The sequence below is a fragment of the Leifsonia sp. 21MFCrub1.1 genome (genome assembly GCF_900107895.1).
Taxonomy (GTDB): domain Bacteria; phylum Actinomycetota; class Actinomycetes; order Actinomycetales; family Microbacteriaceae; genus Leifsonia; species Leifsonia soli.
Genome location: NZ_LT629867.1, coordinates 1,271,637 through 1,296,383, shown reverse-complemented (window position 1 = coordinate 1,296,383; position 24,747 = coordinate 1,271,637). Strand labels below are relative to the sequence as shown.

The 24,747-nt window shown below is 71.6% G+C and carries 25 protein-coding genes; 7 read left to right on the top strand and 18 right to left on the bottom strand.

From position 1 onward, the window contains the following. Positions 1-109 precede the first annotated feature (109 nt). The 6 genes from BLW09_RS06095 to dapA all read right to left on the bottom strand — a co-directional run bounded on the left by BLW09_RS06095 (position 110) and on the right by dapA (position 7,433). Complete coding sequence (locus BLW09_RS06095; protein WP_089909835.1) at positions 110-616, bottom strand: CinA family protein; 507 nt, start codon at positions 614-616, stop codon at positions 110-112. Further along, complete coding sequence (pgsA, locus tag BLW09_RS06090) at positions 603-1,226, bottom strand: CDP-diacylglycerol--glycerol-3-phosphate 3-phosphatidyltransferase (RefSeq protein WP_089909832.1); 624 nt, start codon at positions 1,224-1,226, stop codon at positions 603-605. The genes BLW09_RS06095 and pgsA overlap by 14 nt, the downstream gene beginning before the upstream one ends. 9 nt (positions 1,227-1,235) lie before the next feature. Next, on the bottom strand, positions 1,236-4,079 hold the full coding sequence (locus tag BLW09_RS06085) for an FtsK/SpoIIIE family DNA translocase (protein ID WP_089909829.1): 2,844 nt from the start codon (positions 4,077-4,079) through the stop codon (positions 1,236-1,238). Positions 4,080-4,148: 69 nt separating this feature from the next. Then, a complete protein-coding gene (locus tag BLW09_RS06080) occupies positions 4,149-4,640 on the bottom strand; it encodes a GNAT family N-acetyltransferase (RefSeq protein ID WP_089909825.1) in 492 nt (163 codons plus the stop codon). Positions 4,641-4,707: 67 nt separating this feature from the next. Further along, positions 4,708-6,384, bottom strand: a complete 1,677-nt coding sequence (locus tag BLW09_RS06075) for a ribonuclease J (RefSeq protein WP_089909821.1) — start codon at positions 6,382-6,384, stop codon at positions 4,708-4,710. Positions 6,385-6,455: 71 nt separating this feature from the next. Further along, a complete protein-coding gene (dapA, locus tag BLW09_RS06070; RefSeq protein WP_089909818.1) occupies positions 6,456-7,433 on the bottom strand; it encodes a 4-hydroxy-tetrahydrodipicolinate synthase in 978 nt (325 codons plus the stop codon). Between the two features lie 79 nt (positions 7,434-7,512). On the opposite strand from dapA, the gene BLW09_RS06065 reads away from it, so the two are divergent. The 4 genes from BLW09_RS06065 (at position 7,513) to BLW09_RS06050 (ending at position 9,954) form a co-directional block, all read left to right on the top strand. After that, complete coding sequence (locus tag BLW09_RS06065) at positions 7,513-7,953, top strand: TlpA family protein disulfide reductase (RefSeq protein WP_089916654.1); 441 nt, start codon at positions 7,513-7,515, stop codon at positions 7,951-7,953. Beyond that, the gene (locus BLW09_RS06060; protein ID WP_231947096.1) at positions 7,940-8,464 is read left to right on the top strand and encodes a DUF4395 domain-containing protein; all 525 of its coding nucleotides are present in this window, start codon (positions 7,940-7,942) and stop codon (positions 8,462-8,464) included. The genes BLW09_RS06065 and BLW09_RS06060 overlap by 14 nt, the downstream gene beginning before the upstream one ends. 150 nt (positions 8,465-8,614) lie before the next feature. Further along, positions 8,615-9,040 (top strand): OsmC family peroxiredoxin, encoded by a 426-nt coding sequence (locus BLW09_RS06055; protein ID WP_089909815.1) that lies wholly within the window; start codon positions 8,615-8,617, stop codon positions 9,038-9,040. A 17-nt stretch (positions 9,041-9,057) separates the two neighbouring features. Next, positions 9,058-9,954, top strand: coding sequence for a TIGR01777 family oxidoreductase (locus tag BLW09_RS06050; protein WP_089909813.1), 897 nt, complete (start codon positions 9,058-9,060; stop codon positions 9,952-9,954). Positions 9,955-10,032: 78 nt separating this feature from the next. Here BLW09_RS06050 and BLW09_RS06045 read toward each other — a convergent pair whose 3' ends face one another. Together BLW09_RS06045 and dapB are read right to left on the bottom strand one after the other, a co-directional pair. Next, positions 10,033-10,500, bottom strand: coding sequence for a tetratricopeptide repeat protein (locus BLW09_RS06045; RefSeq protein ID WP_172824175.1), 468 nt, complete (start codon positions 10,498-10,500; stop codon positions 10,033-10,035). 31 nt (positions 10,501-10,531) lie between these two features. Beyond that, on the bottom strand, positions 10,532-11,338 hold the full coding sequence (gene dapB, locus BLW09_RS06040) for a 4-hydroxy-tetrahydrodipicolinate reductase (protein WP_089909810.1): 807 nt from the start codon (positions 11,336-11,338) through the stop codon (positions 10,532-10,534). A 38-nt stretch (positions 11,339-11,376) separates the two neighbouring features. Between dapB and BLW09_RS06035 the strand changes: the two genes are divergently transcribed. Continuing rightward, positions 11,377-11,871, top strand: coding sequence for a GNAT family N-acetyltransferase (locus BLW09_RS06035; RefSeq protein WP_089909807.1), 495 nt, complete (start codon positions 11,377-11,379; stop codon positions 11,869-11,871). Positions 11,872-11,955: 84 nt separating this feature from the next. Here BLW09_RS06035 and BLW09_RS06030 read toward each other — a convergent pair whose 3' ends face one another. Further along, positions 11,956-12,558, bottom strand: a complete 603-nt coding sequence (locus BLW09_RS06030; protein ID WP_089909805.1) for a histidine phosphatase family protein — start codon at positions 12,556-12,558, stop codon at positions 11,956-11,958. A 40-nt stretch (positions 12,559-12,598) separates the two neighbouring features. Further along, positions 12,599-13,957, bottom strand: coding sequence for a M16 family metallopeptidase (locus BLW09_RS06025; RefSeq protein ID WP_089909802.1), 1,359 nt, complete (start codon positions 13,955-13,957; stop codon positions 12,599-12,601). A gap of 182 nt (positions 13,958-14,139) precedes the next feature. Here BLW09_RS06025 and BLW09_RS06020 point away from each other — a divergent pair, with 182 nt between their 5' ends. Further along, positions 14,140-14,724, top strand: a complete 585-nt coding sequence (locus BLW09_RS06020; RefSeq protein WP_089909799.1) for a TetR/AcrR family transcriptional regulator — start codon at positions 14,140-14,142, stop codon at positions 14,722-14,724. Between the two features lie 94 nt (positions 14,725-14,818). Here BLW09_RS06020 and BLW09_RS06015 read toward each other — a convergent pair whose 3' ends face one another. The 8 genes from BLW09_RS06015 to BLW09_RS05980 form a co-directional block, all read right to left on the bottom strand. After that, the gene (locus BLW09_RS06015; RefSeq protein WP_089909796.1) at positions 14,819-15,880 is read right to left on the bottom strand and encodes an aldo/keto reductase; all 1,062 of its coding nucleotides are present in this window, start codon (positions 15,878-15,880) and stop codon (positions 14,819-14,821) included. Positions 15,881-16,059: 179 nt separating this feature from the next. Next, on the bottom strand, positions 16,060-16,875 hold the full coding sequence (locus tag BLW09_RS06010; protein WP_089909793.1) for an HpcH/HpaI aldolase/citrate lyase family protein: 816 nt from the start codon (positions 16,873-16,875) through the stop codon (positions 16,060-16,062). Continuing rightward, a complete protein-coding gene (locus tag BLW09_RS06005) occupies positions 16,872-17,417 on the bottom strand; it encodes a MaoC family dehydratase (RefSeq protein WP_089909790.1) in 546 nt (181 codons plus the stop codon). Before BLW09_RS06005 ends, BLW09_RS06010 begins: the two co-directional genes overlap by 4 nt. Continuing rightward, the gene (locus tag BLW09_RS06000) at positions 17,414-18,061 is read right to left on the bottom strand and encodes a CoA transferase subunit B (RefSeq protein WP_089909786.1); all 648 of its coding nucleotides are present in this window, start codon (positions 18,059-18,061) and stop codon (positions 17,414-17,416) included. Before BLW09_RS06000 ends, BLW09_RS06005 begins: the two co-directional genes overlap by 4 nt. Beyond that, a complete protein-coding gene (locus tag BLW09_RS05995; RefSeq protein ID WP_089909783.1) occupies positions 18,058-18,819 on the bottom strand; it encodes a CoA transferase subunit A in 762 nt (253 codons plus the stop codon). The genes BLW09_RS06000 and BLW09_RS05995 overlap by 4 nt, the downstream gene beginning before the upstream one ends. Positions 18,820-18,924: 105 nt before the next feature. Next, positions 18,925-20,166, bottom strand: a complete 1,242-nt coding sequence (locus BLW09_RS05990) for an acyl-CoA dehydrogenase family protein (protein WP_089909780.1) — start codon at positions 20,164-20,166, stop codon at positions 18,925-18,927. A gap of 23 nt (positions 20,167-20,189) precedes the next feature. Next, positions 20,190-22,346: an ATP-binding protein gene (locus BLW09_RS05985; RefSeq protein ID WP_089909777.1), complete on the bottom strand. Its 2,157-nt coding sequence runs from the start codon at positions 22,344-22,346 to the stop codon at positions 20,190-20,192. A gap of 4 nt (positions 22,347-22,350) precedes the next feature. Next, positions 22,351-23,958 carry a carboxyl transferase domain-containing protein gene (locus BLW09_RS05980; RefSeq protein ID WP_089909773.1) on the bottom strand — a complete coding sequence of 536 codons (1,608 nt, stop codon included), beginning with the start codon at positions 23,956-23,958 and terminating at the stop codon, positions 22,351-22,353. 120 nt (positions 23,959-24,078) lie between these two features. On the opposite strand from BLW09_RS05980, the gene BLW09_RS05975 reads away from it, so the two are divergent. After that, a complete protein-coding gene (locus tag BLW09_RS05975; RefSeq protein WP_089909771.1) occupies positions 24,079-24,702 on the top strand; it encodes an SACE_7040 family transcriptional regulator in 624 nt (207 codons plus the stop codon). The last annotated feature ends 45 nt before the right edge of the window (positions 24,703-24,747 follow it).

Genomic DNA, 24,747 nt, shown 5'->3' with positions numbered 1-24,747 from the left:
TACCGCATCCCTGCGCTCCACGATATCGAGGGCTACTGGGCTTTTCTTGTGAATGCAGCAGGTGTAACCAGACCGAAACACCGCGTATTCCCGCGGTAATCCGGGACTCTCAAACACCCGTTATGCCCAGTTCTTCCGCGAGCGCCCTGACGGCCTCGACGACCGTCTGCCGGCGGATGCCGTCGCGGTCTCCCGTCAGCGCCAGTGCGATCGCTCGCGCACCGGCGTCGGAGGCGAGGCCGACGTAGACGGTTCCGACCGGCCTGCCGCCCTGCGGGTCCGGTCCGGCGACCCCCGTCGTCGCGACGCCGATGTCCGCGCGCCGACCCGCGACGGCCAGCCGGTCGCGCACGCCGGCGGCCAGCTGCCGGGCGACCTCGGGGTGGACGGGACCCTCCGTCGCGAGCAGCTCGGCATCCACGCCGAGCAGCGTGTGCTTCAGCTCCGTCGCGTAGACGACGGCGCCCCCGAGGACGACGGCGGAGGCGCCGGGGACGCTCGTGAGCTCTGCGGTGAGCAGTCCCCCGGTCAGCGACTCGGCCGCGGCGACGGTGAGCCCGCGGTCGATCAGCGCACGGACGACGGCCTCGGTGGCCGAGGGCTCACGCGACGGCACGCTTCGCTCTCCGGCCCTTCCAGGCCTGCCAGAGGTAGTCGATCCCGGTCCAGACGGTGAGGATGACGGCAGCGGTCATGAGGATGCCGTTCACCCAGAAGATCCAGTCCCCGAACACCGTCCACAGCGGGACGAGCGCGAAGGAGATGGCGACCGACTGGACGATGGTCTTGATCTTGCCGCCGCGCGATGCGGCGATGACGCCTTGGCGGATCACCACGAAGCGGTAGACGGTGATGCCGATCTCGCGGACCAGGATGACGATCGTCACCCACCAGGGCAGCTCGCCCAGGATGGAGAGCGCGATGAGCGCTCCGCCGGTGAGCACCTTGTCGGCGATGGGGTCGAGGAGCTTGCCGAGATCGGTGACGAGTCCCTGGCGCCGGGCGAGGGCCCCGTCGACGCCGTCCGTCGCGATCGCGACGATGAACAGGGCCGCGGCGGCCCACCGGAGCCAGCCGTCGTCACCGCCGTCGGCGAGCAGCATCCAGACGAACAGCGGGGCGAGCAGGATGCGCACGACCGTGATCGCGTTGGGCAGGTTCCAGTTGCTCACGTGCTCAGTTCCGCCGTCCGCCGCGGCGGGCGGAGGGGTGTCGGGCACCGACATCGCGGTCGTCTACTCTCTGTCGGTCAGCTGCCAGGCGTCCTCGTCGGAGTCGCCCTCGACCTCAGGATAGCCCGCCGTCATCGCCGCGACCGGATCGTTTCCGTAGCGGTCGTCGATGTCGGAGCCTCCTGCCCCTGCTGCCGGGCCCGGCACCGCGGCCGCAGCGGCGCCGGCGCCTGCACCGACTCCGGCGGCCGCGCTCGGCGCGGACGGCGCCGCACCCGCCGGCGGCTCCTCGCCGCGCAGCCGGGCGATCACCTGCGGGAGCTGTTCGGCCGTCGCCAGGACGTCGCGCGCCTTGGACCCCTCGGACGGCCCGACGATCTCGCGGGACTCCAGGAGGTCCATGAGGCGACCGGCCTTCGCGAAGCCGACGCGCAGCTTGCGCTGGAGCATCGAGGTGGAGCCGAACTGCGACGACACCACGAGCTCGGCGGCGGCGAGGAGGAGTTCCAGGTCGTCGCCGATGTCGGAGTCGATCTGCTTCTTCTCGGCCGACACCGTGACGTCCTGGCGGTACTCGGGTCGCGCCTGCCGGGTGACGTGGTCGACGACCTTCTGGATCTCGTCCTCGTTCACCCACGCACCCTGCACGCGGATGGCCTTCGACGCGCCCATCGGCAGGAACAGGGCGTCGCCCTGGCCGATCAGCTTGTCCGCGCCGGGCTGGTCGAGGATGACGCGGGAGTCGGTGACGCTGGTGACGGCGAACGCGAGGCGCGAGGGGACGTTGGCCTTGATCAGACCGGTCACGACGTCCACCGAGGGCCGCTGGGTGGCCAGCACCAGGTGGATGCCGGACGCGCGCGCGAGCTGGGTGATGCGGACGATCGAGTCCTCGACGTCGCGCGGGGCGACCATCATCAGGTCGGCGAGCTCGTCGACCACCACGAGCAGGTACGGATACGGCTTGAGCTTGCGTTCGCTCCCGGCGGGCAGGACGATCTCGTCGTTCACGACCGCGCGGTTGAAGTCGTCGATGTGGCGGAAGCCGAAGCTCGCCAGATCGTCGTACCGCATGTCCATCTCCTTCACGACCCACTGCAAGGCCTCCGCGGCCTTCTTCGGGTTCGTGATGATGGGGGTGATGAGGTGCGGAACGCCGCCGTAGATCGTCAGCTCGACGCGCTTCGGGTCGATGAGCACCATCCGGACCTCCGACGGCTTCGCGCGCATCAGCAGGCTGGTGATCATCGAGTTGACGAAGCTCGACTTGCCCGAGCCGGTCGAACCGGCGACGAGGAGGTGGGGCATCTTGGCGAGGTTCGCGACCACGAAACCGCCGCCGACATCCTTGCCGACGCCGATCGTCATCGGGTGGACGCTCTTCGTGGCAGCGGGAGACCGCAGCACGTCGCCGAGCGACACGATCTCGCGGTCGCTGTTCGGGATCTCGATGCCGATCGCGCTCTTGCCCGGGATGGGCGACAGGATGCGGACCTCGTTGCTCGCCACGGCGTACGAGAGGTTCTTGCTGAGCGCGGTGACCCGCTCGACCTTCACGCCGGGCCCGAGCTCGATCTCGTACTGCGTGACCGTCGGGCCGCGTGAGTAGCCGGTGACCTTCGCATCGACGCCGAACTGGGTGAGGACGGACGTGATCGCTGCGACGATCTCGTCGTTCGCGCCCGAGCGCGTCTTCGCCGGTGTTCCGGCGGAGAGCATCGTGGCGGACGGGAGGTTGTATGGAGCAGACGGCTCGGGGAGCGCCGGCGGGGCGACATCCTCGTCGAAGTCTTCGGCGCCCGCCTGGAAGCCGGGGAGCACGGCCGCACCGCCGGGCGCTCCGCCGACGGGCGGGAGCGGCGCGACGGCCGTCGGGGGCTGCTCGCCGGTGAAACGGTGCAGGGCGTCCTCGGCGTTGGCCAGCTCGCTGAGCACCTCGGTGTTGTAGTGGTCGCTCGCGGGGTCGGGCTCGAGGGCGGTCGCGAACTCGCCCTTCCCTCGCCCTCCCGCGCCGAAGACCTCGGTGAGGCCGTCCGCCGGCGCGGCGTCGTACTCCGGGTCCTCTTCGCGCTGGGACTTGTTCCGGCGCCACCAGGGCAGGTTCGCCTCCTGCTCCTGTTCGCCGACGCCGTCGAGCTCGACCTGCTTCGTCCGCGCCTCCTTCGCCTCCTGGCGCTCGTCCTCCGTCGGGAGCTGCGCGCCGAAGAGGTAGGCGTACAGCTCGCGGATGCGCTCGGGCAGCTTGTTCGGCGGCGTCTTGGTGATGATGAAGAGGCTGAGGATCAGCAGCAGGATGATGACGGCGCCCGCGCCGTACGGGGTGATCAGCAGCGATAGCGGCGCCGCGATCAGCCACCCCAGCACACCGCCCGCCTGCGCGAGTGCGTTCACGCCGTCGCTCGGCGACGGGTGCGGGCTGAACAGATGGCACAGTCCGGACACCATGAGCAGCAGGATGCTCAGGCCGATGCCGATGCGCGTGTTGTCGTGCACCGAGCTGGGATGCCGGAACAGCCAGGCGGCGAACAGCACCATGACCACCGGGAGAGCGAACGCGACGCGCCCGAACAGTCCGCCGAACGTCCACGCGTCGAGGGTGCGCGCGACCTGGTCGTTGATCAGGAACCACTCCACAACCGCCCCGACGATCGCCAGCAGGACCAGGAAGAACGGGAAGCCGTCACGGCGCTCTTCTTTCGCCAGCTTCTCCGGGCCGAGCGCGCGGAACGCCCCGCCGGTGAGGTGGGCGAGGCCCATCCACGCGCGGACCAGCGGACTGGGCCCCGCATCGGCTGCCGGGTAGGCGACCGTCTTCTGCTGCGCGGTCTTCGACGCCGGCTTGCGCGCGGTCGACCCGCCGCGACCGGAGTTCCGGGCGCGTGCATTCGACTTGGTGCTCGTAGCCATGGCACAACGCTACGTCGTGCCCCCGTCATCACGCGGTTCCCGCGCCTGAGTTGTGGAAATCCGGCCGGGTCAGCGGACTGTGCGCACCATCGTGTCGGAGCCCTCGCCCGAGGCGACCGTCACGTAGCCCTCGCTGACGTACAGGCGCTGGGCGAAGTTGGAGCGCTGGACGCTGAGGCTGAGACGCGCGTGGCCGCGGGCTGCGGCCATGCGGGCCAGCTCGCGCAGCAGCGCCCGGCCGACCCCCTGCGCCCGCCAGTGCGGGTAGACGCCGAGCGTGAGCTCCGGGACGCCGGGCGCGACGAAGCCGTAGCCCGGATCGCTGGGCGAGAACAGCCGTGCCCACGTGGCGCCCACCGGAACACCGGCGGCATCCTCCGCCACGCAGCCGAAGTCGCCCGGCCGCTGCCAGCCGGCGATGTAGTGGCGGACGGACGGATCGTCGAGGACGGTCACCCGCGGCCTGGTGCGGCCCGGATTCCAGTTGGCGGCCTCCACCAGCATGTCCGCGAGCACCCGCGCGTCGCCGGGGACGGCGGGTCGGATGCGGAACGCGTTCATGGACGAACGGTACCCGCCGCCGTGTTTCGGGCGGGTAACGATCCCGGCCACGCCGCTCCCGACCGGGTCAGGCCTCGATCACCAGGGGCACGATCATCGGACGGCGGCGGTAGCTGGTGTTGACCCAGCGGCCGACGGTCCGGCGCACCACCTGCGAGAGCGCGTGCGAGTCGCGGACGCCGTTGTGGGCGGCCTCCGCGAGCGCGGCGGCGATCTTCGGCTTGACGTCGTCGAACACCGCGTCGTCCTCGGCGAATCCGCGGGCGTGCACCTCCGGGCCGGTCACGATGCGACCGGTGGCGGCCTCCACGACGACGATGATCGAGATGAAGCCCTCCTCCCCCAGGATGCGGCGGTCCTTCAGATCGGCGTCGGTGATCTCGCCGACGCTGGAGCCGTCGACGTACACGAAGCCCAGGTCGAGCTGGCCGACGACACGGGCGACGCCGTCGCGCAGGTCGACGACCGAGCCGTCCTCGGCCAGGATCGTGTTCTTCTCGGGAACGCCGGTGTCCATGGCGAGGCGCGCGTTCGCCACGAGGTGGCGGTACTCGCCGTGCACGGGCATGACGTTCTTCGGCTTCAGGATGTTGTAGCAGTAGAGCAGCTCGCCCGCGGCCGCGTGACCGGAGACGTGCACCTTCGCGTTGCCCTTGTGCACCACGTTGGCGCCGAGCTTGGTGAGCCCGTCGATGACGCGGTAGACCGCGTTCTCGTTGCCCGGGATCAGGCTCGACGCGAGGATCACGGTGTCGCCGGGGCCGACCTCGATCTGGTGGTCGAGGTTCGCCATCCGGGCGAGGACGGCCATCGGCTCGCCCTGCGAACCGGTCGACATGTAGACGATCTCGTCGTCGGGGAGGTCGGCGGCCTTCTTGTAGTCGATCAGCACGCCCTCGGGCACCTTGAGGTAGCCGAGTTCCGCCGCGATGGTCATGTTGCGGACCATCGAACGCCCGAGCAGGGCGACGCGGCGGCCGTTCGCGGCGGCCGCGTCGAGCACCTGCTGCACGCGGTGGACGTGGCTGGAGAAGCTCGCGACGATGACGCGGCGCGGCGCGCGGGCGATGACGGCGTCGAGCACCGGACCGATCGATCGCTCCAGCGGAGTGAAGCCGGGGACGTCGGCGTTGGTGGAGTCGGCGAGGAACAGGTCGACCCCCTTCTCGCCGAGCCGCGCGAAGGCGCGCAGATCGGTGATGCGGTCGTCGAGCGGCAGCTGGTCCATCTTGAAGTCGCCGGTGTGGAGGACGACGCCGGCCGGCGTGGTGATCGCCACGGCGAGCGCATCCGGGATGGAGTGGTTGACCGCGACGAACTCGAGGGAGAACGGTCCGAGCTGCTCGACCTGCCCCTCCTTGACCGTGAGCGTGTACGGCTGGATGCGGTGCTCCTTGAGCTTCGCCTCCACCAGGGCGAGCGTGAGGCCCGAGCCGATCAGCGGGATGTCGCGCCGCAGCTTGAGCAGGTACGGCACGGCGCCGATGTGGTCCTCGTGACCGTGCGTGAGGACGACGCCGACGACGTCGTCCAACCGGTCGCGGACCGGCTGGAAGTCGGGGAGGATCAGGTCGACGCCCGGCTGGTCCTGCTCCGGGAAGAGGACGCCGCAGTCGACGATGAGGAGCTTGCCTTCGTATTCGAAGACGGTCATGTTGCGGCCGATCTCACCGAGACCGCCGGTCGGGATGATGCGGAGTGTTCCGGGTTCGAGCGCGGGAGGCTCGGCGACGAGGTTGGGCATGTGCCCTCCTATTTCTGTGTTCTTCGCGGGGCTTCGCGCGCCCGCCATGTGTTCGACCGCCTGTGCGGTCGTCAGCGTGTGGTCCCGGCGATCTTCGGGAGCGCACCGCCCGCGGCCGCATTGCGGTCGGGGCGGAAGTTCGAGAAGTCGACACCGGGGATGTCGTGGACGAGGTCGAGCTCGTCTTCGATCTGAGCGGCCTCCCACTCCTCGGGCCCGACGAGCGGGAGACGCACGCGGGGGCTCGAGATGCGGCCGAGGCCGTGGAGGATGTACTTGGCAGCAACGGTACCGGGCACGTGCGTCATCACGGCGCGCACGAGCGGCTCGAGCTTGCGGTGGGCTGCGGTGGCGGTCGCCAGGTCTCCGGCGTTCACCGCATCCACGATCTGGCGGTAAGGGGTCGGAGCGATGTTCGCCGTGACGCCGATGAGCCCGCTCGCCCCGATGGAGAGGTGCGGAAGGACGTTGGCGTCGTCGCCCGAGAAGTAGAGGAGGTCGGTCTGGTTGAGCACGCGGCTGACCTCGCTGAAGTCGCCCTTCGCGTCTTTGATCGCGAGCACGTTCGGGTGCTTGGCGATACGGAGGATCGTCTCGTATTTGATGGGGACCCCGGTGCGGCCCGGGATGTCGTAGAGGATGACCGGCAGGTCGGTCGAGTCGGCGATCATCCGGAAGTGGGTGAGGATTCCGGCCTGCGTCGGCTTGTTGTAGTACGGCGTGACGACCATGACGCCGTCGGCCCCGGCCTTCTCGCTCTGCTGGTACAGCTGGATGGCGTGCGCGGTCTCGTTGGACCCTCCGCCGGTGATGATCTTGGCCCGGCCGGCGGCGACCGACTTGCCCACCTCCACCAGACGGAGCTTCTCCGCGTCGGTCAGCGTCGAGGTCTCCCCCGTCGTGCCGGTGACGACGATCCCGTCAGCACCCGCCTGGATCACGTCGTCGATGTGCTTCTCGACCGCCGCCCAGTCCACTTCGCCATCGGCGGTGAACGGGGTGACCAGGGCGACGAGGACCTGGCCGAACGGATTCTCGGAAGCAGCCATGCCACCAGGCTATCGGGTCGCCGTCACAGGAGGTCACATTCGGTGCGCTGTGGACGACGTCGGCGTAGCGTCCCGGGCTGTGAACGGATTCGCAGCTCTCGGCATCCTGCTCGGGCTCGTCGCCGTCGTCACGGCGGCCGGCCTCCTCTGGCGCGCGACGACCGGGCGCGCGCGGACGGTCGGCGGGCACGACGTCGTCGCCCCCTCCGAGGTCGGCGTCGACGCGTTCGGCGGCCGCGCCACCCTCCTGCAGTTCTCCACCGAGTTCTGCGCGCCCTGCCGCTCCACCGCGCGTGTGCTCGACGGCGTCGCGGCCGGCACCGACGGCGTGAGCCACACGGAGGTCGACCTGACGGACCGGCCCGAGCTCGCGACACGCTTCGGCATCCTCCAGACGCCGACCACCCTCGTCCTCGACGCCACGGGCGCCGTCCGCGCCAGGATCGGCGGCGCGGCACGCGCGGACGACGTCCGCCTCACCCTCCACCGCATCCTCGGGAGCGACCATGTCTCAGCCTGATCCGGCGGCGTCCGCCGCCACCGCCGCATCCCCCTCGACGGCGTCCGGTGCATCCGGCCGCCCCGGCATCGACCCGCGATCGCCGCGATTCGGCGCGGGGATCACGGCGGTGCTGCTCCTCGTCGACCTGTTCCTCTCGCTGATCGGGGCGACGACCGCGGCGGCGGTGCTGCTGCTCGTCATCGCGCTCCTCTTCGCCTGGGGCGCCGTCGCCGGCATCCGCCGCCACCCGTACGGACTGCTCTTCCGCGCCGTGATCCGTCCGCGCCTGGCGCCTCCCGCCGAGCTCGAGGACCCGGCGCCGCCCACCTTCGCGCAGGCTATCGGGCTGCTCGTCACCGGGGTGGGCCTCGTCCTGTTCGTGGCCGGTGTGCCGCTCGCGCTGCCGATCGCCGCAGCGCTGGCATTCGCCGCGGCGTTCCTGAACTCGGTGTTCGGATACTGCCTCGGCTGCCAGCTGTACCTCCTGCTGGTGCGCGCGCGACTCATCCGGCGCTCCGCCGGGGCCTGACCGCCCGCCGGGGCCTGACCGCCCGTCGAGCCGCGACCCCCGCCGGCCCAGCCGGGAATCCGCCCAGCACCCGGTGACGGCGCCGGAACCCGTCAGTAGGGTGGAGAGGCCCGGCCGCGCTCGGCGGCAGAGGGTCACGAGGAGGTCTTCATGGCAGTCACCAGCGCATCCACCACCGTCTGGAACGGCGATCTCACGAGCGGCTCCGGAACGGTCACGCTCGACTCGTCGCACGCGGCGGAGCTCTCCGTCAACTGGAAGGCCCGCTCCGAGGGCGGCGCCGAGGTCACGACCCCGGAAGAGCTCCTGGGCGCAGCGCACGCCGCGTGCTTCTCGATGGCGTTCTCGAACGTGCTCGCGCAGTTCGGCAACGCGCCGGAGAGCATCCGCACGACGGCGGCGGTCACCTTCGATCCCGCACAGGGCATCACCGGCAGCCACCTGACCGTGACCGCCCAGGTCCCCGGCCTCTCCGAGGAGGACTTCCAGCGCCTCGCCGACGAGGCCAAGCGCACGTGCCCCGTGTCGCGAGCCCTGGTCGGCATCCCGATCACCCTCGACGCGTCGCTGGCCTGAGCCGCAGGCGGCCGCACATGCGCGTACTGCTCGCCGGCGCGTCCGGCATGATCGGCGGCGAGCTGCGTCGTCAGCTGGCCGAAGCCGGACACGAGACGCGGAGGCTGGTCCGGCGTGAACCGGCCGGCTCGGACGAACTCCGCTGGGCGCCGGAGGAACGCTCCGTCGATCCCGGCGTGTTCGACTGGGCCGACGCGGTCGTGAACCTCTCCGGCAGCTCGCTGCAGCACCTTCCGTGGACGCGCGCGACCAAGCGGCGCATCCTGTCATCCCGGCTGCAGGCGACCGGGACGCTCGCCGAGGGGATGCGCCGGGCCGACAGCCCGCCCGCGGTGTTCGTCAGCGGGTCGGCGGTCGGCTACTACGGCGACCGCCCCGGCCAGCAGCTGACCGAGGCGGCGACGAAGGGACGCGGGTTCCTCGCCGACGTCGTCGACGCCTGGGAGGCCGCCGCCCGGCTCGCGCCGCCCGCCACGCGCGTCGCCCTCGCCCGGACCGGCGTGGTGATCGGCCGCGGCGGTGCACTCACGCCGCTGCTCCCGCTCGCCAAGGCGGGACTCGCCGGTCCCCTCGGCGGCGGTCGCCAGCACTGGCCCTGGGTCAGCCTGCACGACGAGGCGGCGGCGCTCGTCCACCTGCTGACCTCGTCGCTCGAGGGGCCGGTGAACATCGCGGGGCCGACGCCGGCGACCGCCGGGGAGATCGTGCGTGCGCTGGCGCAGGCGGTGCGCCGGCCGTACCTCCTGCCGGTGCCGCGGTTCGCGATCGAGCTGGTCCTGCAGGATGCGGGCCGCGAGCTGCTGCTCGCCGACCAGCTGGTGGTGCCGCGCGCGCTGCTCGACGACGGCTTCGTGTTCCGCGACCCGACGATCGAGGACGCGATGGACCGGCTCGTGGAGGTGCGAGCGGCCTGACGCACGGCTGCCGCCGTGCTCCGCCGGCGCGCCCAGCGGTCGCGCCCAGAGGCCTGTCAGCGTGCCGTCAGCGGGCCGTCAGCGGGCTGCGGGCCCGCCCGTTTTCGCCTGCGCCCGCTCCAGCCGGATCGCCTGCCGCAGCGCCTCGCGCGCGCGGCGGCGGTCCCCCGACGCGTCGTAGGCGAGCCCCAGCCGGAACCACGCCCGCCAGCTCTCCGGCTCCGCCTCGACCTCAGCGCGATAGCGCGGGAAGTCCCGGTCCGCGGCGTCGCGCAGCGGCCGGCCGCTTGCGCGCGTCGGCAGGTCCTCGACCGGGAGGCCGCCCTCCGCATCCAGCTGCCGCACCAGGCGTTCCGTGCGCGCGCCGAACAGCAGCTCGCGGCCGATCGCCCATGCCGCGATGAACGGGAGCACGATCAGGGCGACGCCCATGGCGATGCCGACGGGCTCACCGGTCAGCACGAGCATGACCGCGCGCTGGGTGACGAGCACCAGGTAGACGAGCAGGAGGACCGCCATCAGGAGGGCGGCCAGGCGGTTTCTCATCCGGGGAGCCGGCCTCTCATCGCTTCGCCGGTCATCGGCCGGGGTCGGTGCCGTCGTCGCCCGCGTCGCGGACGGTCGGGCGCGGCGGCTCGCCGTTCGGCTCGGCGATCCCCAGGTCGACGAGCTTGTCGAGGCCGACCGTCACGCCCGTCGCGGTCGCCGCCGCGCGCAGCGCGAGCAGGATGCCCGCTTCGTACGCCTCCGGGCCGACGGTGTCGTGCCGGATGGTCAGCTGCTCCCCGGCGCCTCCGAAGATCACCTGCTGCTGGGCGACGACCCCGCGCATCCGGAGGCTGTGGATGGGCACACTGGCGACCTGCTGCCCGCGCGCCCGCTGATCGGAGTGCGGCGCCTCCACCGGGCCGATCGCGGCGCGTGCCGCGCCGATGAGCTCCGCGGTGCGCACCGCCGTGCCCGACGGCGAGTCGACCTTGCCCGCGCCGTGCGCCTCCACGATCTCGATGGAGTCGAAGAAGCGGGCGGCGACGGTGGCGAACGCCGTTCCCAGGGCGGAGCCGAGGGAGAAGTTGGGGATGACGACGGCGCCCTGCCCGTCGTGCTCGGCGACGCGTCGCTCCAGGTCGAGGATGCGGTCCGCCGACCAGCCGGACGTGCCGACGAGCACATTCAGACCGTGATCGACCGCGAAGGCGACGATCCGGCCGCTGACCTGCGGCACCGTCATGTCGACGAGCACGTCGGCGCCGAGCATGTCCTCCAGGGGCGAGCGGGAGTCGAGCCGAGCTACGAGCTCCAGGTCGTCGGCCTGCTCGATGAGACGGACCGCCACGCTTCCCAGTTTTCCGGTCGCTCCGGCGACGGCCACGCGAATGCTCACCCGATCAGCCTACCCGCGGGGCGCGTTACGCTGGGCCGATGGTGTCTTTCGCAGACGTCGCCGTCACCGACGCGACCGCCCACCGGATGCTGTCCGACTACTTCGCCGAGCGCGCCGCGACCTTCCCGAGCGCCCAGGGCGCGTACCGCACGTCGTTCCCCGATCCCGGGCAGTTCGTCGCGCCGAACGGGGTCTTCCTGCTCGCCTACGACGAGGGCGTCGAGGTGGGATGCGGCGGCATCCGCGAACTGCGCGTCCCGTCGGCGGAGGCACAGGACGATGCATCCGTCGTGCGGTATGAGATCAAGCATCTGTGGGTGACGCCGTCGGCCCGCGGCAGCGGCTACGGCCGCGCCATCCTCGCCGAGCTCGAGCTGCGCGCCCGCGGCTTCGGTGCGACCGAGCTGGTGCTCGACACGAACGCGAGCCTGGAGGCGGCGGGCGGCCTGTACCGCTCGCACGGTTACGAGCCCATCCCGCCGTACAACGACAACCCCAACGCGACGGACTGGTTCCGCAAAGCCTTCGCCTGACGCCGACAGCTCCTGACTTTTTCGCGCGAATCGGCGCCCAGGGGGCGAAAAACTCAGGAGCTGCGGGCTTGGGGCGGGGCGGAGTCAGACGGGCTGGAGCTCGGGGAGGCCGGTGCGCAGTTCGACCGGCAGGTGCCCGAGGTCGTTGTGCACCACGAGGACGGGCGGCTTGGCCGAGCGCACGCGGATGATCGTCAGGCCGCAGTTCGCCTGGTTGAGCCCCAGCCAGCGCCAGGCCGGAGCGTCGAACACGTGCCGGACGAACCAGCCGATCACGAAGTTGTGCGTCACCAGCAGGTCGTGGCGGTCGCCCATCGCCGGGGTCAGGAACTCGTTGACGGCGTCGTCCATCTGCGCCCGGCCCGCCTCGATCTCCGCCTCCGTCACCGGGCCGAAGAACGACTCGAACGCCTTGGGCATGTCCGGCGTCGGGCCCGACGGGATGCAGTCGAACAGCAGGCTCGACGGCTGTGGCTCGAGCGCGGGCATCCGCTCGGCCATGATCGCCGCCGTCTCCGCTGCGCGCACCAGCGGCGAGTGGTACATCGAGGTGAACGGGATGCCGCTCAGCCGCTCGGCGACGAGCTGCGCCTGACGCTTGCCCCGCGGCGAGAGCGGGCCGTCCGGCAGGCCGTGCTCGGCATCCTGCTGCTCGCCATGGCGCACGAGGTAGATGTAGTGGGGCACGAACGGGACCTTTCGGAGATGGATCGGGAGAACGGGCTGGTCAGGAGGCGAGGCCGGCGAACACGTCGTCGGTGACGCTCCCCACCGCAGCGACGGAGACCGGCCGGTCCGCCAGATCGGCGGCGAGGGCGCGCACATCGTCCGCGGTGACGAGGTGGAGACGCCGGAGGCTCTCATCGAGATCGGCGAACTCGCCGAGCGTGATCTCGGCGCGGCCGAGACGGGACATGCGGGTGTCGGAGTCCTCGAGCGCGAGGGCCGCGCCGCCGGAGAGCTGGCCGACGGCACGGCGGAGCTCGTCGGCCGTGACGCCGCCGGACGCCAGCCGCTGCAGCTCGTCCAGCATCAGCTCGGTGACCTGGCGCGCCTTTGCCGGAGCGCATCCGGCGTACAGGCCGAACACGCCGGCGTCGGAGTACGAGCCGGAGAACGAGTAGACCGAGTATGCCAGGCCGCGGCGCTCGCGCACCTCCTGGAAGAGGCGGCTGGACATCCCGCCGCCGAGGATCGAGTTGAGGACGCTCATCGTCGTGCGGCGCTCGTCGGTGGCCAGGATGCCGGGCATGCCGACGAACACGTTGGCCTGCTCGATCGGGCGCTCGACCGTGACGATGGGGCTTCCACGGCGGATGTCGGCCGGGACGGCCGGGCGACGGTCGACGGGGGTGGCGGCGAGCTCCGGGTCCCAGCCCGCTGCGGCGAGAGCGCGCTCGACGCCGGCGACCAGGAGGTCGTGATCGACGGCGCCTGCGGCCGTCACAACGAGATCCTGCGGCCGGTAGTTGGCGCGGTAGTGCTCCCAGACGCCGTCGCGGCTCGCCGCGCGGATGGTGTCCGGGCGGCCGCCGATGGGACGGCCGAGCGGATGGTCGCCCAGGACGGCCTGGAACATCCGCTCGCTGGCGACGTCGGCGGGGTCGTCCTCCGCCATGGAGAGCTCTTCGAGGATCACGCCGCGCTCGTTCTCGAACTCGGCCGGATCGAGCAGCGACGAGGTGAGCATGTCGCCGATGACCTCGACCGCCATGGCGAGGTCCCGATCCTGGACCTTCGCGTAGTAGCAGGTGTACTCCTTGGCGGTCATGGCGTTGTGCTCGCCGCCCACGGAGTCGAACGAGACCGCGATGTCGAGCGCGGTGCGCGTGCGCGTCCCCTTGAAGAGGAGGTGCTCGAGGAAGTGCGTCGAGCCGAGCGATCCGGGATGCCCGGGCTGGCCGTCGCTCTCGTCGCGCGAGCCGACGGCGACCCAGTAGCCGAGCGTGGCGCTGCGGGCGCCGGGGACCTGCTCGCTGAGGATGCGGACACCGCTCGGCAGAACCGTCCGCCGGACCAGCGCTTCGCCGGACGCCGCGAAGGTGAGGTCGGCCATACCGAGCGGGAGGTCGACTGCGCTGTTCATCCCCTCCACCCTACGCCAGAGCACCCGGGATGCCTGGGCTGAGAAAAAGAGGACAAACAGAATCGTCTGTCTACCGCTATACTGTGAAGGCCATCGTGTCCGGCGCCTCGCGGCGGGCGCGATCGGCCTCTGACAGCAGCCCGGAGGCGCCCCTGCCTCCCCCGAACAAGGAGTCGTGCCGGATGGTCGTAAGTGCCCGAGCGACCATCCGGCCGCCCGCGCCGTCGAAGGTCAAGATTCTCGCGACGGCGGATCAGCTCTTCTACCAGGAGGGCATCCACACCGTCGGCGTCGACCGCATCATCGCGGGCGCCCGCGTGACGAAGGCGACGTTCTACAAGCACTACCGGTCGAAGGACCTGTTGATCATCGCCTACGTGGAGGGCCGCGACCGCCAGGTGCGCGACTGGTTCGCCCAGCAGGAGGCCGCGCACGACGACCCGCGCGACATCGCTCGCGCGCTGGTCGACTCGATCAACGAGCAGGCGGTGAGCCCGGGCTTCCACGGCGACCCGTTCATCAACGCCGCCGCGCAGTTCGCCGATGAGACGGACCCGGTGCGCGTGGCCGTGACGGCCCATCGCGACTGGTACGCCGACCGCATCGAGGAGCTGTTCCGCCAGATCGGGCACCCGCGACCGGGCGACGCGGCGGACGACCTCATCCTCGCGCGCGACGGCGCCATGGCCGGCGGCTATGTGGGCGACGCGATCGCCGCGGGCGCCGCGCTGCACCGCGCGCTCGACCGCATCCTGGCCGAGGTCTGACCCGCGCCGACACGTTCTATGGGGCGCAACACGCCGTGACGCACGTCGCGGAACGGCGTGTTGCGCCCCACAGGAGCGCGGGCGGGGACGCGGACTACTCGGAGACCCGGTCGAGGTCGAGCATCTGCGACCGCGTGAGGCGGATGCCCGCGGCGGCCATCAACGCGTCGACCTGGTCCGGGCGGCTGGCGCTGGCGACCGGCGCGGCGATCGTCCGCTTGGCGAGGAGCCAGGCGAGGGCGATGCTGGCGGGCGCGACACGGTGCTCCGCGGCGATCCGGTCGAGCACCGCGAGCACACGCTGACCGCGACGGTTCACATACGCGGAGGCGCGGACGCTGCGCGCGCCGGCCGTCAGGTCGCCCTTGCCGCGGTACTTGCCGGTGAGGAAGCCGTTGGCCAGCGCGTAGTACGGCATCACGGCGAGCCCCTGCGCCGCCGCGACGATCCGCGGCGCGCTCTCGAACTCGCTGCGGTGCATCAGGTTGTACTGGGTCTGGATGGCGACGAACTTCGGCAGGCCGGACGACGCCAGGATGCGCGCCTCGATCAGCCGGTCCGCAGTGAAGTTGGACGCGCCGAGGTAGCGCACCTTGCCGCTCTCGATCAGCCACTCGGCCGTCGCCAGGCTGTCCTCCAGCGGCGTCTCCGGGTCGTCCTCGTGGAAGTAGAGCAGGTCGATGTGATCGGTCTGCAGCCGCTCGAGGGACGCCTCGACGGCGCGGATCATGCTGACGGATCCGAGGCCCGGGTTGTCGTGGTGCCGCCCGACCTTGGTCGCGACGACCATGCGGTCGCGGTTGCGGCGCTCGCGCATCCACGTGCCGATGAGCACCTCGCTGCGGCCGCCGACGTAGCTGTCGGCGGTGTCGATGAAGTCGCCGCCGAGCTCGGTGAAGCGGTCGAGGATGGCGAACGAGGTGTCGCCGTCGGCCGTCCAGCCGAAGACGCTCGCGCCGAGCGACAGCGGGTACACCGCGAGGTCGCTCTCGCCGATGCGGCGGGGCGCGATGATCGACAGCGGGCCGGTGCTCGCGATGGCCGGGTCGACGTCGATGACGCCGGTCGGCGGCTCAGCGGAGCCTGCGCGCGGGTCGGCGGCGCTGCTGCGCAGACCGACGGTCTCGAGCAGGCGCAGGGGAAGCAGCTGTGGCATGTCTCCCCCTCCCCCGCGACCTCCAACCGCCGCGTATGTCCGTTCTCCGCGAATCGATGGCTCTCGAATCGATTCGAGAACGGTGGATTCCCGATTGAACACTTGCAGCGTACGACATGCCTCCGACGCGCGAAGGACGAAACGGGTGAACCGTGGAGGAAAGCCAGGTCACAGTTTCATCACGAACGCCGGAGCACCGCCCGGGCGTGCGCGAGCACCGGTCCGTCGACCATCCGGCCCTCGTGGCGGAACACTCCTCCGCCCGCGTTCTCGGCCGCCGCGAGCAGCTCCCGGGCGGCCTCGACCTCCGCAGGATCGGGCCGGTAGGCGGCGCGGATCGTCTCCACCTGACCGGGATGGATGCACGCGGTCGCAGCGAATCCGACGGCAACGGCATCCTCCGCCTCAGCAGCGAGCCCCGTGAGATCCGCGATGTCGAGGTGGACGGTGTCGACGGCGTGGACGGAGGAGGCGGCGGCCGCGAGCAGCACCGCCGACCGCGCGTGCACGGCCACATCGCGGTAGCGTCCGTCCGCGTGCCTGCTGGATGTGCCGCCCAACGACGCGACCAGGTCCTCCGCACCCCACATCAGGGCCATCACCTCGGGGACGGCGGCCAGCGAGGGCGCCGCGAGCACGCCCGCGGCGGTCTCGCAGAGGGCGATGACGGCGTAGTCGCGGAGCCCGTCGAGATCGGCCGGGCGCTCGGCCTTGGGCAGCATCACCGCGCGATAGGGGGTCGCCGCGAGCGCGGACAGGTCGGCGTCGTGGTCGTCGGTCCCGGCCGGATTGACCCGCACGATGACGCGCTCCGGGTCCAGGTCCGATGCCGCCAGGGCCTCCCGGGCGGCCACCCGCCGGGCGGGGTCGACCGCATCCTCGAGGTCGAGGATCACCGCATCCGCCCGCTCCAGCGCTTTCGCGTACCGCTCCGGCCTGTCGGCGGGGCAGAACAGCAGCGCGGGCCCCCAGGGGAACGCCGGGGCCTCGCTCACAGGATCCCGTCCGCATCCGACCCGGCGGCGTCCGCCCCGCCGGTGTCGGGGGCGCCCGGGTCGGCCGCGGCCGGCGAGACGTCCCGGCACCACACCATCACCTGGCGCGTCGCCGTCGCGACGACGACGCCGTCCTGGTTGCGTCCGGTGTGCTCGAGCGTGACGATCCCCTGGCCGGGGCGGGAGGCGGAGAGCCGCTTCGCCAGCACCACCGTCTCCGAGTAGAGCGTGTCGCCGTGGTGCAGCGGATGCGGGAAGGAGACCTCGCTGAACCCCAGGTTCGCGACGATCGTGCCCTGCGTCAGCTGGGTGACCGACGCGCCGACGATCGTCGCCAGCGTGAACATCGAGTTCACCAGCCGCTCCCCGAAGGGCTGCCGGGCCGACCACGCCGCATCCAGGTGCAGTGCCTGGGTGTTCATGGTGAGGGTCGTGAACAGGACGTTGTCCGCTTCCGTCACCGTGCGGCCCGGCCGGTGCAGGTAGCGCGTCTCCGGCTCGAACTCCTCGTAGTAGAGCCCGCGCTGCTCGATCTCCCTCATGCCGCCTCCTCCAGCTCGATGCGCAGCGGGGCGCCGGTCGCGGCGACCACCTCGTCGACGGTGACGCCCGGAGCCAGCTCGCGCAGCACCAGGCCGTCGTCGGTGACGTCGATGACCGCCAGATCGGTGATGATGCGGTCGACGCATCCCGTGCCGGTCAGCGGGAGGCTGCACTCTGTCACGATCTTGGGACGGCCCTCCCGGTCGACGTGCTCCATCATCACGATGAGCCGCTTGGCGCCGAACACGAGATCCATCGCCCCGCCCATGCCCTTCACCATCTTGCCGGGGATCATCCAGTTGGCGAGGTCGCCCCGCTCGGACACCTCCATGGCGCCGAGGACGGCCAGATCGACGTGCCCGCCGCGCACCATCCCGAACGACAGCGACGAGTCGAAGAAGGCGGCGCCGCGGTTCACGGTGACCGTCTCCTTCCCCGCATTGATGAGGTCGGGGTCGACGGCGTCGTCGGCGGGATAGGGGCCGACGCCGAGCACGCCGTTCTCCGAGTGCAGGATGACCTCGACGCCCTCCGGGATGTAGTTGGGGATGAGCGTCGGCATCCCGATGCCGAGGTTGACGTACTGCCCGTTCTCCAGCTCGCGCGCCACCCGGGCGGCGAGCTCGGTGCGGCTGAGGCTCATCGTGCGCTCCCTTCGGCGACCGTCCGCCGTTCGATCCGCTTCTCCACACCCGGCGCGTGCACCACCCGCTGCACGAAGATGCCGGGGCAGTGCACCGCCCCCGGGTCGAGCTCGCCCGGCTCCACCAGCTCCTCGACCTCGGCGATGGTGATGCGCCCGGCCATCGCAGCGAGCGGGTTGAAGTTCATCGCGGCCGCATGGAAGACGAGGTTGCCGTGCCGGTCGCCCTTCGCGGCGTGCACGAGCGCGAAGTCGGGGCGCAACGACCGCTCCAGCACGTACTCGGCGTCGTCGAACGTCCGCACCTCCTTCGGCTCGCTCGCGACCGCGACCGAACCGTCCGCGGCGTAGCGACGCGGGAGGCCGCCCGTCGCGATCTGGGTGCCGACGCCCGCCGGGGTGAAGAAGGCGGGGATGCCGGCGCCGCCCGCGCGCAGCTTCTCGGCGAGCGTCCCCTGCGGGGTGAGCTCCACCTCCAGCTCGCCGGAGAGGAACTGACGCGCGAACTCCTTGTTCTCGCCGACGTACGAGCTGACCATCTTGCGGATGCGGTGCTCGGCGAGCAGCAGACCGAGACCCCAGTCGTCGACGCCGCAGTTGTTGCTGACCACCTCGAGGTCGGTGGTCCCGGCATCGAGCATCGCCTGGATCAACGCGCTCGGGATGCCGCACAGGCCGAAACCGCCGACGGCGAGCATGCTGCCGTCCGGGATGTCGGCGACCGCCTCCGCGGCGCTTCCGACGGTCTTGTCGATCATGCGTCCTCCCCTTCGAGGGTCTCTCACCGCCGGCTCCTGAGTTTTTCCGGCGACACGCCGGGTGCAGCGCGGAAAAACTCAGGAGCTGTCGGCTGCGGGTTCAGGTTAGGCGGAGAAGCCCAGCGCGCGCGAGATCACCATCAGCTGGACCTCGCTCGTGCCCTCGCCGATCTCCAGGATCTTCGAGTCGCGGTAGTGGCGCGCGACGGGGTTCTCGTTGAGGAATCCGTATCCGCCGAAGATCTGCGTGGCGTCGCGGGCGTTGTCCATGGCGGCCTCGCTGGAGACCAGCTTGGCGATGGACGCCTCCATCTTGAACGGCTTGCCGGCCATCAGCTTGTAGCAGGCGTCGTAGTAGGCGAGCCGGGCGGTGTGGACCCTGGCCTGCATCCGCGCGATCTTGAAGGCGATGTGCTGGTTGGAGCCGATGGGGCGGCCGAACACGTTCCGGCTCGCGGCGTAGCGGATCGCCTCCTCCAGGCAGCCCTGCGCCGCGCCGGTGCAGAGCGCGGCGAACGCCACCCGGCCCTCGTCGAGCGTCGCGACGAAGTTCGCGTATCCGCGACCGCGCTCCCCCAGCAGGTTCGCCTCGGGCACGTGCACGTCGGTGAGGGTCAGCGGGTGCGTGTCGGAGGTGTGCCAGCCGACCTTGTCGTACACGGGCTCCGCCACGAAGCCGGGCGTGCCGGTGGGGACGATGATCGCCGACAGCTCCTTCTTCACGGAGCCGTCCGCGCGCTTCTCCTCGCCCGTGACGGCCGTGATGGTGACCAGCCGCGTGATGTCGGAGCCGGAGTTGGTGATGAACTGCTTGGTGCCGTTGATCACCCACTCGCCGTCGCGCAGCTCGGCCGTCGTCTTGGTGCCGGACGCGTCGGAACCCGCCTCGGCCTCGGTGAGCCCGAAGCCGGCGAGCGCCTCGCCGCGCGCGAGCATCGGCAGCCACTCCTGCTTCTGCTCCTCGGTGCCGCTGCGGAAGATCGGCATGGCCCCGAGACCGACGCCGGCCTCGAGAGTGACGCCGATCGACTGGTCGACGCGTCCCAGCTGCTCCACCGCGAGGCAGAGGGAGAGGTAGTCCTTGCCCTGGCCGCCGTACTCGACCGGGAACGGGAGGCCGAACAGGCCCATCCGGCCCATCTCGGCGATGATGTCGTACGGGAGGCTGCGCTTGGTGTCGTACTCGTAGGCCGCGGGCGCGACGACGGTGTCGGCGAAGTCGCGCACCTCGTCGCGGAGGCGGCGCTGCTCGTCGGTGAGCGCGAAGCCGGCGACATCGGTGTCGGCGGCCCCGGCGGCTCCGGCTCCGGCCGACGGGCCGGTAGGGCGGGTCATCTGCATGGTCATGCGGGTCCTGTCTCTCGTGGTGACTATCGCTGTGCGGCAGCCGGTCGTGTCGGCGCCGCGTCCGCCTGCTGGGGCGGAACGTCGGGGAGGGTGCTGGGCTCGCCGGAATCGCCCGCGTCGTCCGCGTCCACGCGGGCGACGAGCTGGTCGAGCCGGACCAGGTCGCCGGTTGCGACGTGCACCGAGACGACGCCGTCGACCGGCGCCACCAGGCGGTGCTCCATCTTCATGGCCTCGACCACGACGACCGTGTCGCCCGCGGCGACGCGCGCGCCGGTCCCGACGGGGACGGCGACGACGGTCCCCGGCATCGGCGAGCGGAGCTCGGGATGCGCGGCGAGCGTCCCGCGGTCGACGGCAGCCAGGCGTTCGGCCAGCCGCGTCGCGCGGTCGCGCAGCCGCAGCGGGCGCGAACGGCCATCGCGCGCCAGCCAGACGGTGTCGCCGTCGCGCGCGGTGTCGAAGCGGATGGTCTCCCCGTCGAGGTCGAGGAGCGCGACCGAGGGCCGCCCCGCGGCGTCCGGCTCGCTCAGGCGGAGGGACGCGCGGCGCGGCGCGGCGCGCGCCGCCTCGTGCGTATCCTCGTGCGCAGCACCAGCGGAATCCCGCAGCACGTGCACGGTCGCGTCGTCGGCCGGTCCGCCGACGGACACCGTGACGCCGTCGACGTCGTATCGCGCGGGGCGCGCCCGGCCGGGGCGCCATCCCGTCGGCGCACCCCACAGCGCCCCGACTCCGGCCGGCGGCTGCCGCCACCGGTCGCGGTGCGCGAGCAGCGCGGCCGCGATGAGCTCCGCCTCCGTCGCCGGCGCGGGCGTCTGCTCGGCGAAGCGGCGGTCGATCAGCGTGGTGTCCATCCGCCCGGCGCGGACGTCGTCGTCGGAGACGAGCCCAACCAGCCAGGCGAGGTTGGAGACGGCGCCCAGGATGCTGGTGCCGGCGAGCGCGCCGCGCAGCCGGGCGAGCGCCACGTCGCGGTCATCGCCCCAGGCGATGATCTTGGCGAGCATCGGGTCGTAGTCGGTGACGATCGGGATGCCCGCGACGATGCCGCTGTCGACCCGCACGCCGTCGCCCTCCGGCTCCCGCAGCGCCAGCACGTGCCCGGCGGCGGGGAGGAACCCGCGCTCCGGGTCCTCCGCGTACACCCGCGCCTCGACGGCATGGCCGTGCAGCCGCACATCGGCCTGGGCGAACGACAGCGGCTCCCCCGCGGCGATCCGCAGCTGCTGCTCGACGAGGTCGAGGCCCGTCACCAGCTCCGTCACGGGATGCTCGACCTGCAGGCGCGTGTTCATCTCCATGAAGAAGAACTCGTCCGGCGCATCGGCCGACACCAGGAACTCCACCGTCCCGGCTCCGACGTAGCCGACGCTCGCCGCGACCCGGCAGGCGGCCTCGCCGATGCGCGCGCGGGTCGCCAGGTCCAGCAGCGGAGACGGCGCCTCCTCCACCACCTTCTGGTGTCGGCGCTGCAGCGAGCACTCGCGCTCGCCCAAATGCACGATCCCGCCGTGGCGGTCGGCGAGCACCTGCACCTCGATGTGCCGGGGGGATGCGACCAGCCGCTCCAGGAACAGCGTGTCGTCGCCGAACGCGGCGGCCGCGACGCGTCGGGCCGCCCGCAGCGTCTCCGGGAGCTCCGCCGCGGCGCGCACCGCCTGCATCCCCTTGCCCCCGCCGCCCGCCGACGGCTTCACCAGCACGGGGAACCCGATGCGCTCGGCGGCCGCGATCAGCTCGTCGTCGCTCAGCCCGGGCTCTGCGATGCCGGGGATCGTCGGAACGTCGTGCTCGGCGACCGCGTGCTTCGCCGTGATCTTGTCGCCCATGACCTCGAGCGCGTGGACGCCGGGGCCGACGAAGACGATGCCGGCCGCCGCGCACGCCTCGGCGAGCGCGGGATTCTCGGACAGGAAGCCGTACCCGGGGTGGACGGCCTCGGCGCCCGTGCGGCGGGCGGCCTCCACGATCCGGTCGACGTCGAGGTAGCTCTCGCGCGCGGCGGCCGGCCCGATGCGGACGGCCACGTCGGCGAGCGCAACGTGCGGGGCATCGCGGTCGGCGTCGCTGTAGACGGCGACCGAGCGGATGCCGAGGCGCTGCAGGGTGCGGATGACACGGCAGGCGATCTCGCCGCGGTTGGCGACGAGGACGGTGCGGAAGGGGGTGGAGGTCACGCGATCACATCCGGAAGAGCCCGAAGGCGGTGTCGGGCAGCGGAGAGCGGGAGACGACGTCGAGCGCCAGGCCCAGCACGGTGCGGGTCTCGGCCGGATCGATCACCCCGTCGTCCCAGAGCCGGGCGGTCGAGTAGTACGGGTTGCCCTGCTCTTCGTACTGAGCGGCGATCGGGGCGCGGAACGCGGCCTCGTCGCCGGAGGACCATTCCTCGCCGCGCGCCTCCAGCTGGTCGCGCTTGACGGTGGCGAGCACACTGGCCGCCTGCTGGCCGCCCATCACCGAGATGCGGGCGGCCGGCCACATCCAGAGGAAGCGCGGCGAGTAGGCCCGCCCGCACATGGAGTAGTTGCCGGCCCCGAAGGATCCTCCGATCACGACGGTGAGCTTCGGAACGCGAGCGGTCGCGACGGCGGTGACCATCTTGGCGCCGTTCTTGGCGATCCCGCCCGCCTCGTAGTCGCGGCCGACCATGAAGCCGGAGATGTTCTGCAGGAAGAGCAGCGGGATGCCGCGCTGATCGCACAGCTCGATGAAGTGCGCGCCCTTGAGCGCCGACTCGCTGAACAGCACGCCGTTGTTCGCGACGATGCCGACGGGGTGCCCGTGGATGTGGGCGAAGCCCGTCACGAGCGTCGTGCCGTACTCGGGCTTGAACTCGTGGAAGCCGCTGCCGTCGACGATGCGCGCGATCACCTCGTGGACGTCGTAGGGCGCCTGCACGTCGACGGGAACGACGCCGTACAGCTCGGCCGGATCGGCCGCGGGCTCGACCGTCTCCGCCACCGCCCAGGCGGGCGCGGCGGGCGGCGGCAGCGTCGCGACGATGTCGCGCACGATGGCGAGCGCGTGCTCGTCGTCCTCCGCGAGGTGGTCGACCACGCCGGAGGTGCGGGCGTGCAGGTCGCCGCCGCCGAGCTCCTCTGCGCTGACGATCTCGCCGATGGCCGCCTTCACGAGCGGAGGCCCGCCGAGGAAGATGGTGCCCTGGTTGCGGACGATCACCGTCTCGTCGCTCATCGCGGGCACATACGCCCCGCCCGCGGTGCAGGAGCCGAGCACGGCCGCGATCTGCGGGATCTTTGCGGCCGAGAGCCGGGCCTGGTTGTAGAAGATGCGGCCGAAGTGGTCGCGATCCGGGAACACCTCGTCCTGCATCGGCAGGAACGCGCCGCCCGAGTCGACCAGGTAGATGCAGGGCAGCCGGTTCTCCAGCGCGACCTCCTGCGCCCGCAGGTGCTTCTTCACGGTCATCGGGTAGTAGGTGCCGCCCTTGACCGTCGCGTCGTTGCACACGACCATCACATGGCGTCCGGCCACCAGGCCGATCCCGGCGATGACGCCCGCCGCCGGGCTCTCGTCGTCGTACATCCCGGTCGCCGCCAGTGGCGCCAGCTCGAGGAACGGGCTGCCCTCGTCGAGGAGGGCGTCGATGCGGTCGCGCGGGAGCAGCTTCCCGCGGGCGACGTGGCGCTCGCGGGCGCGCTCCGGGCCCCCGGCGGCCGCGACGGCCAGCCGCCTCCGCAGATCGGCGACGAGCTCGCGCTGGGCGGCGTCGTTCTGCTCGAACCGGGCATCCGTCGCGGACGCCTCACTGGTCAGGGTCGGCATGCTGCTCCATATGTCGTCGTCGACATCCGGTTAGTGGTCACTAACTCGGTTTTTAGGTTAGTGTTCATTAACCGAAAAGTCCAGCGTCGCCGACCGGGCGGCCCGACCCCATCGAGGACGATGACCCAGCCGAGCCCCGCCGCTCCCCTCGAGCGGCCGACGCAGCGCAGCCAGGCCAAGGCCGACCGCCGTGCGGCGCTGCTCGACGCCGCGGCCACCCTGTTCGCCGAGCGCGGCTTCAACGGCGTGTCGATCGAAGACCTCGGAGCCGCCGTCGGCGTGAGCGGACCGGCGGTGTACCGGCACTTCTCGTCGAAGCAGGCCGTGCTCGGAGCGCTCCTGATCGGGGTCAGCGAGCGCCTGCTCGCCGGCGGTCAGGCGGTCGAGGAGGCCGCGACGGATGCCGCGACGGCGCTGCGCGCGCTGATCGGATTCCACATCGACTTCGCGCTCGGCGAGCCCGACACCATCCGCGTCCAGGACCGCGACCTCGACGCGCTCGACGACGCCGCCCGCCGCCAGGTCCGCCGGCTCCAGCGCCGCTACGTGGAGGTGTGGATGGGCGTGCTCGGCGCCCTGCAGCCCGCTCTCGCCGACGACGAGCTGCGCGTGCGCGTGCAGGGCACCTTCGGCCTCCTCAACTCGACGCCGCACACCGCGCGCGTCGGAGCGCTGCACGTCGCCCCCGGGGTCGTGCGCCCTGTCCTGGAGCGCATGGCCTGGGCGGCTCTCACCTCCGCCTGAGCGGCATCCCCCGCCGCCATTCGTGACGAATGCGCGCCGTTCGGC

Coding starts and splice junctions, on each gene's coding strand:
- pgsA (WP_089909832.1), bottom strand. CDS start 1,226: ATGTCGGTGCCCGACACCCCTCCGCCCGCCGCGGCGGACGGCGGAACT.
- BLW09_RS06085 (WP_089909829.1), bottom strand. CDS start 4,079: ATGGCTACGAGCACCAAGTCGAATGCACGCGCCCGGAACTCCGGTCGC.
- BLW09_RS06080 (WP_089909825.1), bottom strand. CDS start 4,640: ATGAACGCGTTCCGCATCCGACCCGCCGTCCCCGGCGACGCGCGGGTG.
- BLW09_RS06075 (WP_089909821.1), bottom strand. CDS start 6,384: ATGCCCAACCTCGTCGCCGAGCCTCCCGCGCTCGAACCCGGAACACTC.
- dapA (WP_089909818.1), bottom strand. CDS start 7,433: ATGGCTGCTTCCGAGAATCCGTTCGGCCAGGTCCTCGTCGCCCTGGTC.
- BLW09_RS06060 (WP_231947096.1), top strand. CDS start 7,940: ATGTCTCAGCCTGATCCGGCGGCGTCCGCCGCCACCGCCGCATCCCCC.
- BLW09_RS06055 (WP_089909815.1), top strand. CDS start 8,615: ATGGCAGTCACCAGCGCATCCACCACCGTCTGGAACGGCGATCTCACG.
- BLW09_RS06050 (WP_089909813.1), top strand. CDS start 9,058: ATGCGCGTACTGCTCGCCGGCGCGTCCGGCATGATCGGCGGCGAGCTG.
- BLW09_RS06045 (WP_172824175.1), bottom strand. CDS start 10,500: ATGAGAAACCGCCTGGCCGCCCTCCTGATGGCGGTCCTCCTGCTCGTC.
- BLW09_RS06035 (WP_089909807.1), top strand. CDS start 11,377: ATGGTGTCTTTCGCAGACGTCGCCGTCACCGACGCGACCGCCCACCGG.
- BLW09_RS06025 (WP_089909802.1), bottom strand. CDS start 13,957: ATGAACAGCGCAGTCGACCTCCCGCTCGGTATGGCCGACCTCACCTTC.
- BLW09_RS06020 (WP_089909799.1), top strand. CDS start 14,140: ATGGTCGTAAGTGCCCGAGCGACCATCCGGCCGCCCGCGCCGTCGAAG.
- BLW09_RS06015 (WP_089909796.1), bottom strand. CDS start 15,880: ATGCCACAGCTGCTTCCCCTGCGCCTGCTCGAGACCGTCGGTCTGCGC.
- BLW09_RS06005 (WP_089909790.1), bottom strand. CDS start 17,417: ATGAGGGAGATCGAGCAGCGCGGGCTCTACTACGAGGAGTTCGAGCCG.
- BLW09_RS06000 (WP_089909786.1), bottom strand. CDS start 18,061: ATGAGCCTCAGCCGCACCGAGCTCGCCGCCCGGGTGGCGCGCGAGCTG.
- BLW09_RS05995 (WP_089909783.1), bottom strand. CDS start 18,819: ATGATCGACAAGACCGTCGGAAGCGCCGCGGAGGCGGTCGCCGACATC.
- BLW09_RS05990 (WP_089909780.1), bottom strand. CDS start 20,166: ATGACCATGCAGATGACCCGCCCTACCGGCCCGTCGGCCGGAGCCGGA.
- BLW09_RS05980 (WP_089909773.1), bottom strand. CDS start 23,958: ATGCCGACCCTGACCAGTGAGGCGTCCGCGACGGATGCCCGGTTCGAG.
- BLW09_RS05975 (WP_089909771.1), top strand. CDS start 24,079: ATGACCCAGCCGAGCCCCGCCGCTCCCCTCGAGCGGCCGACGCAGCGC.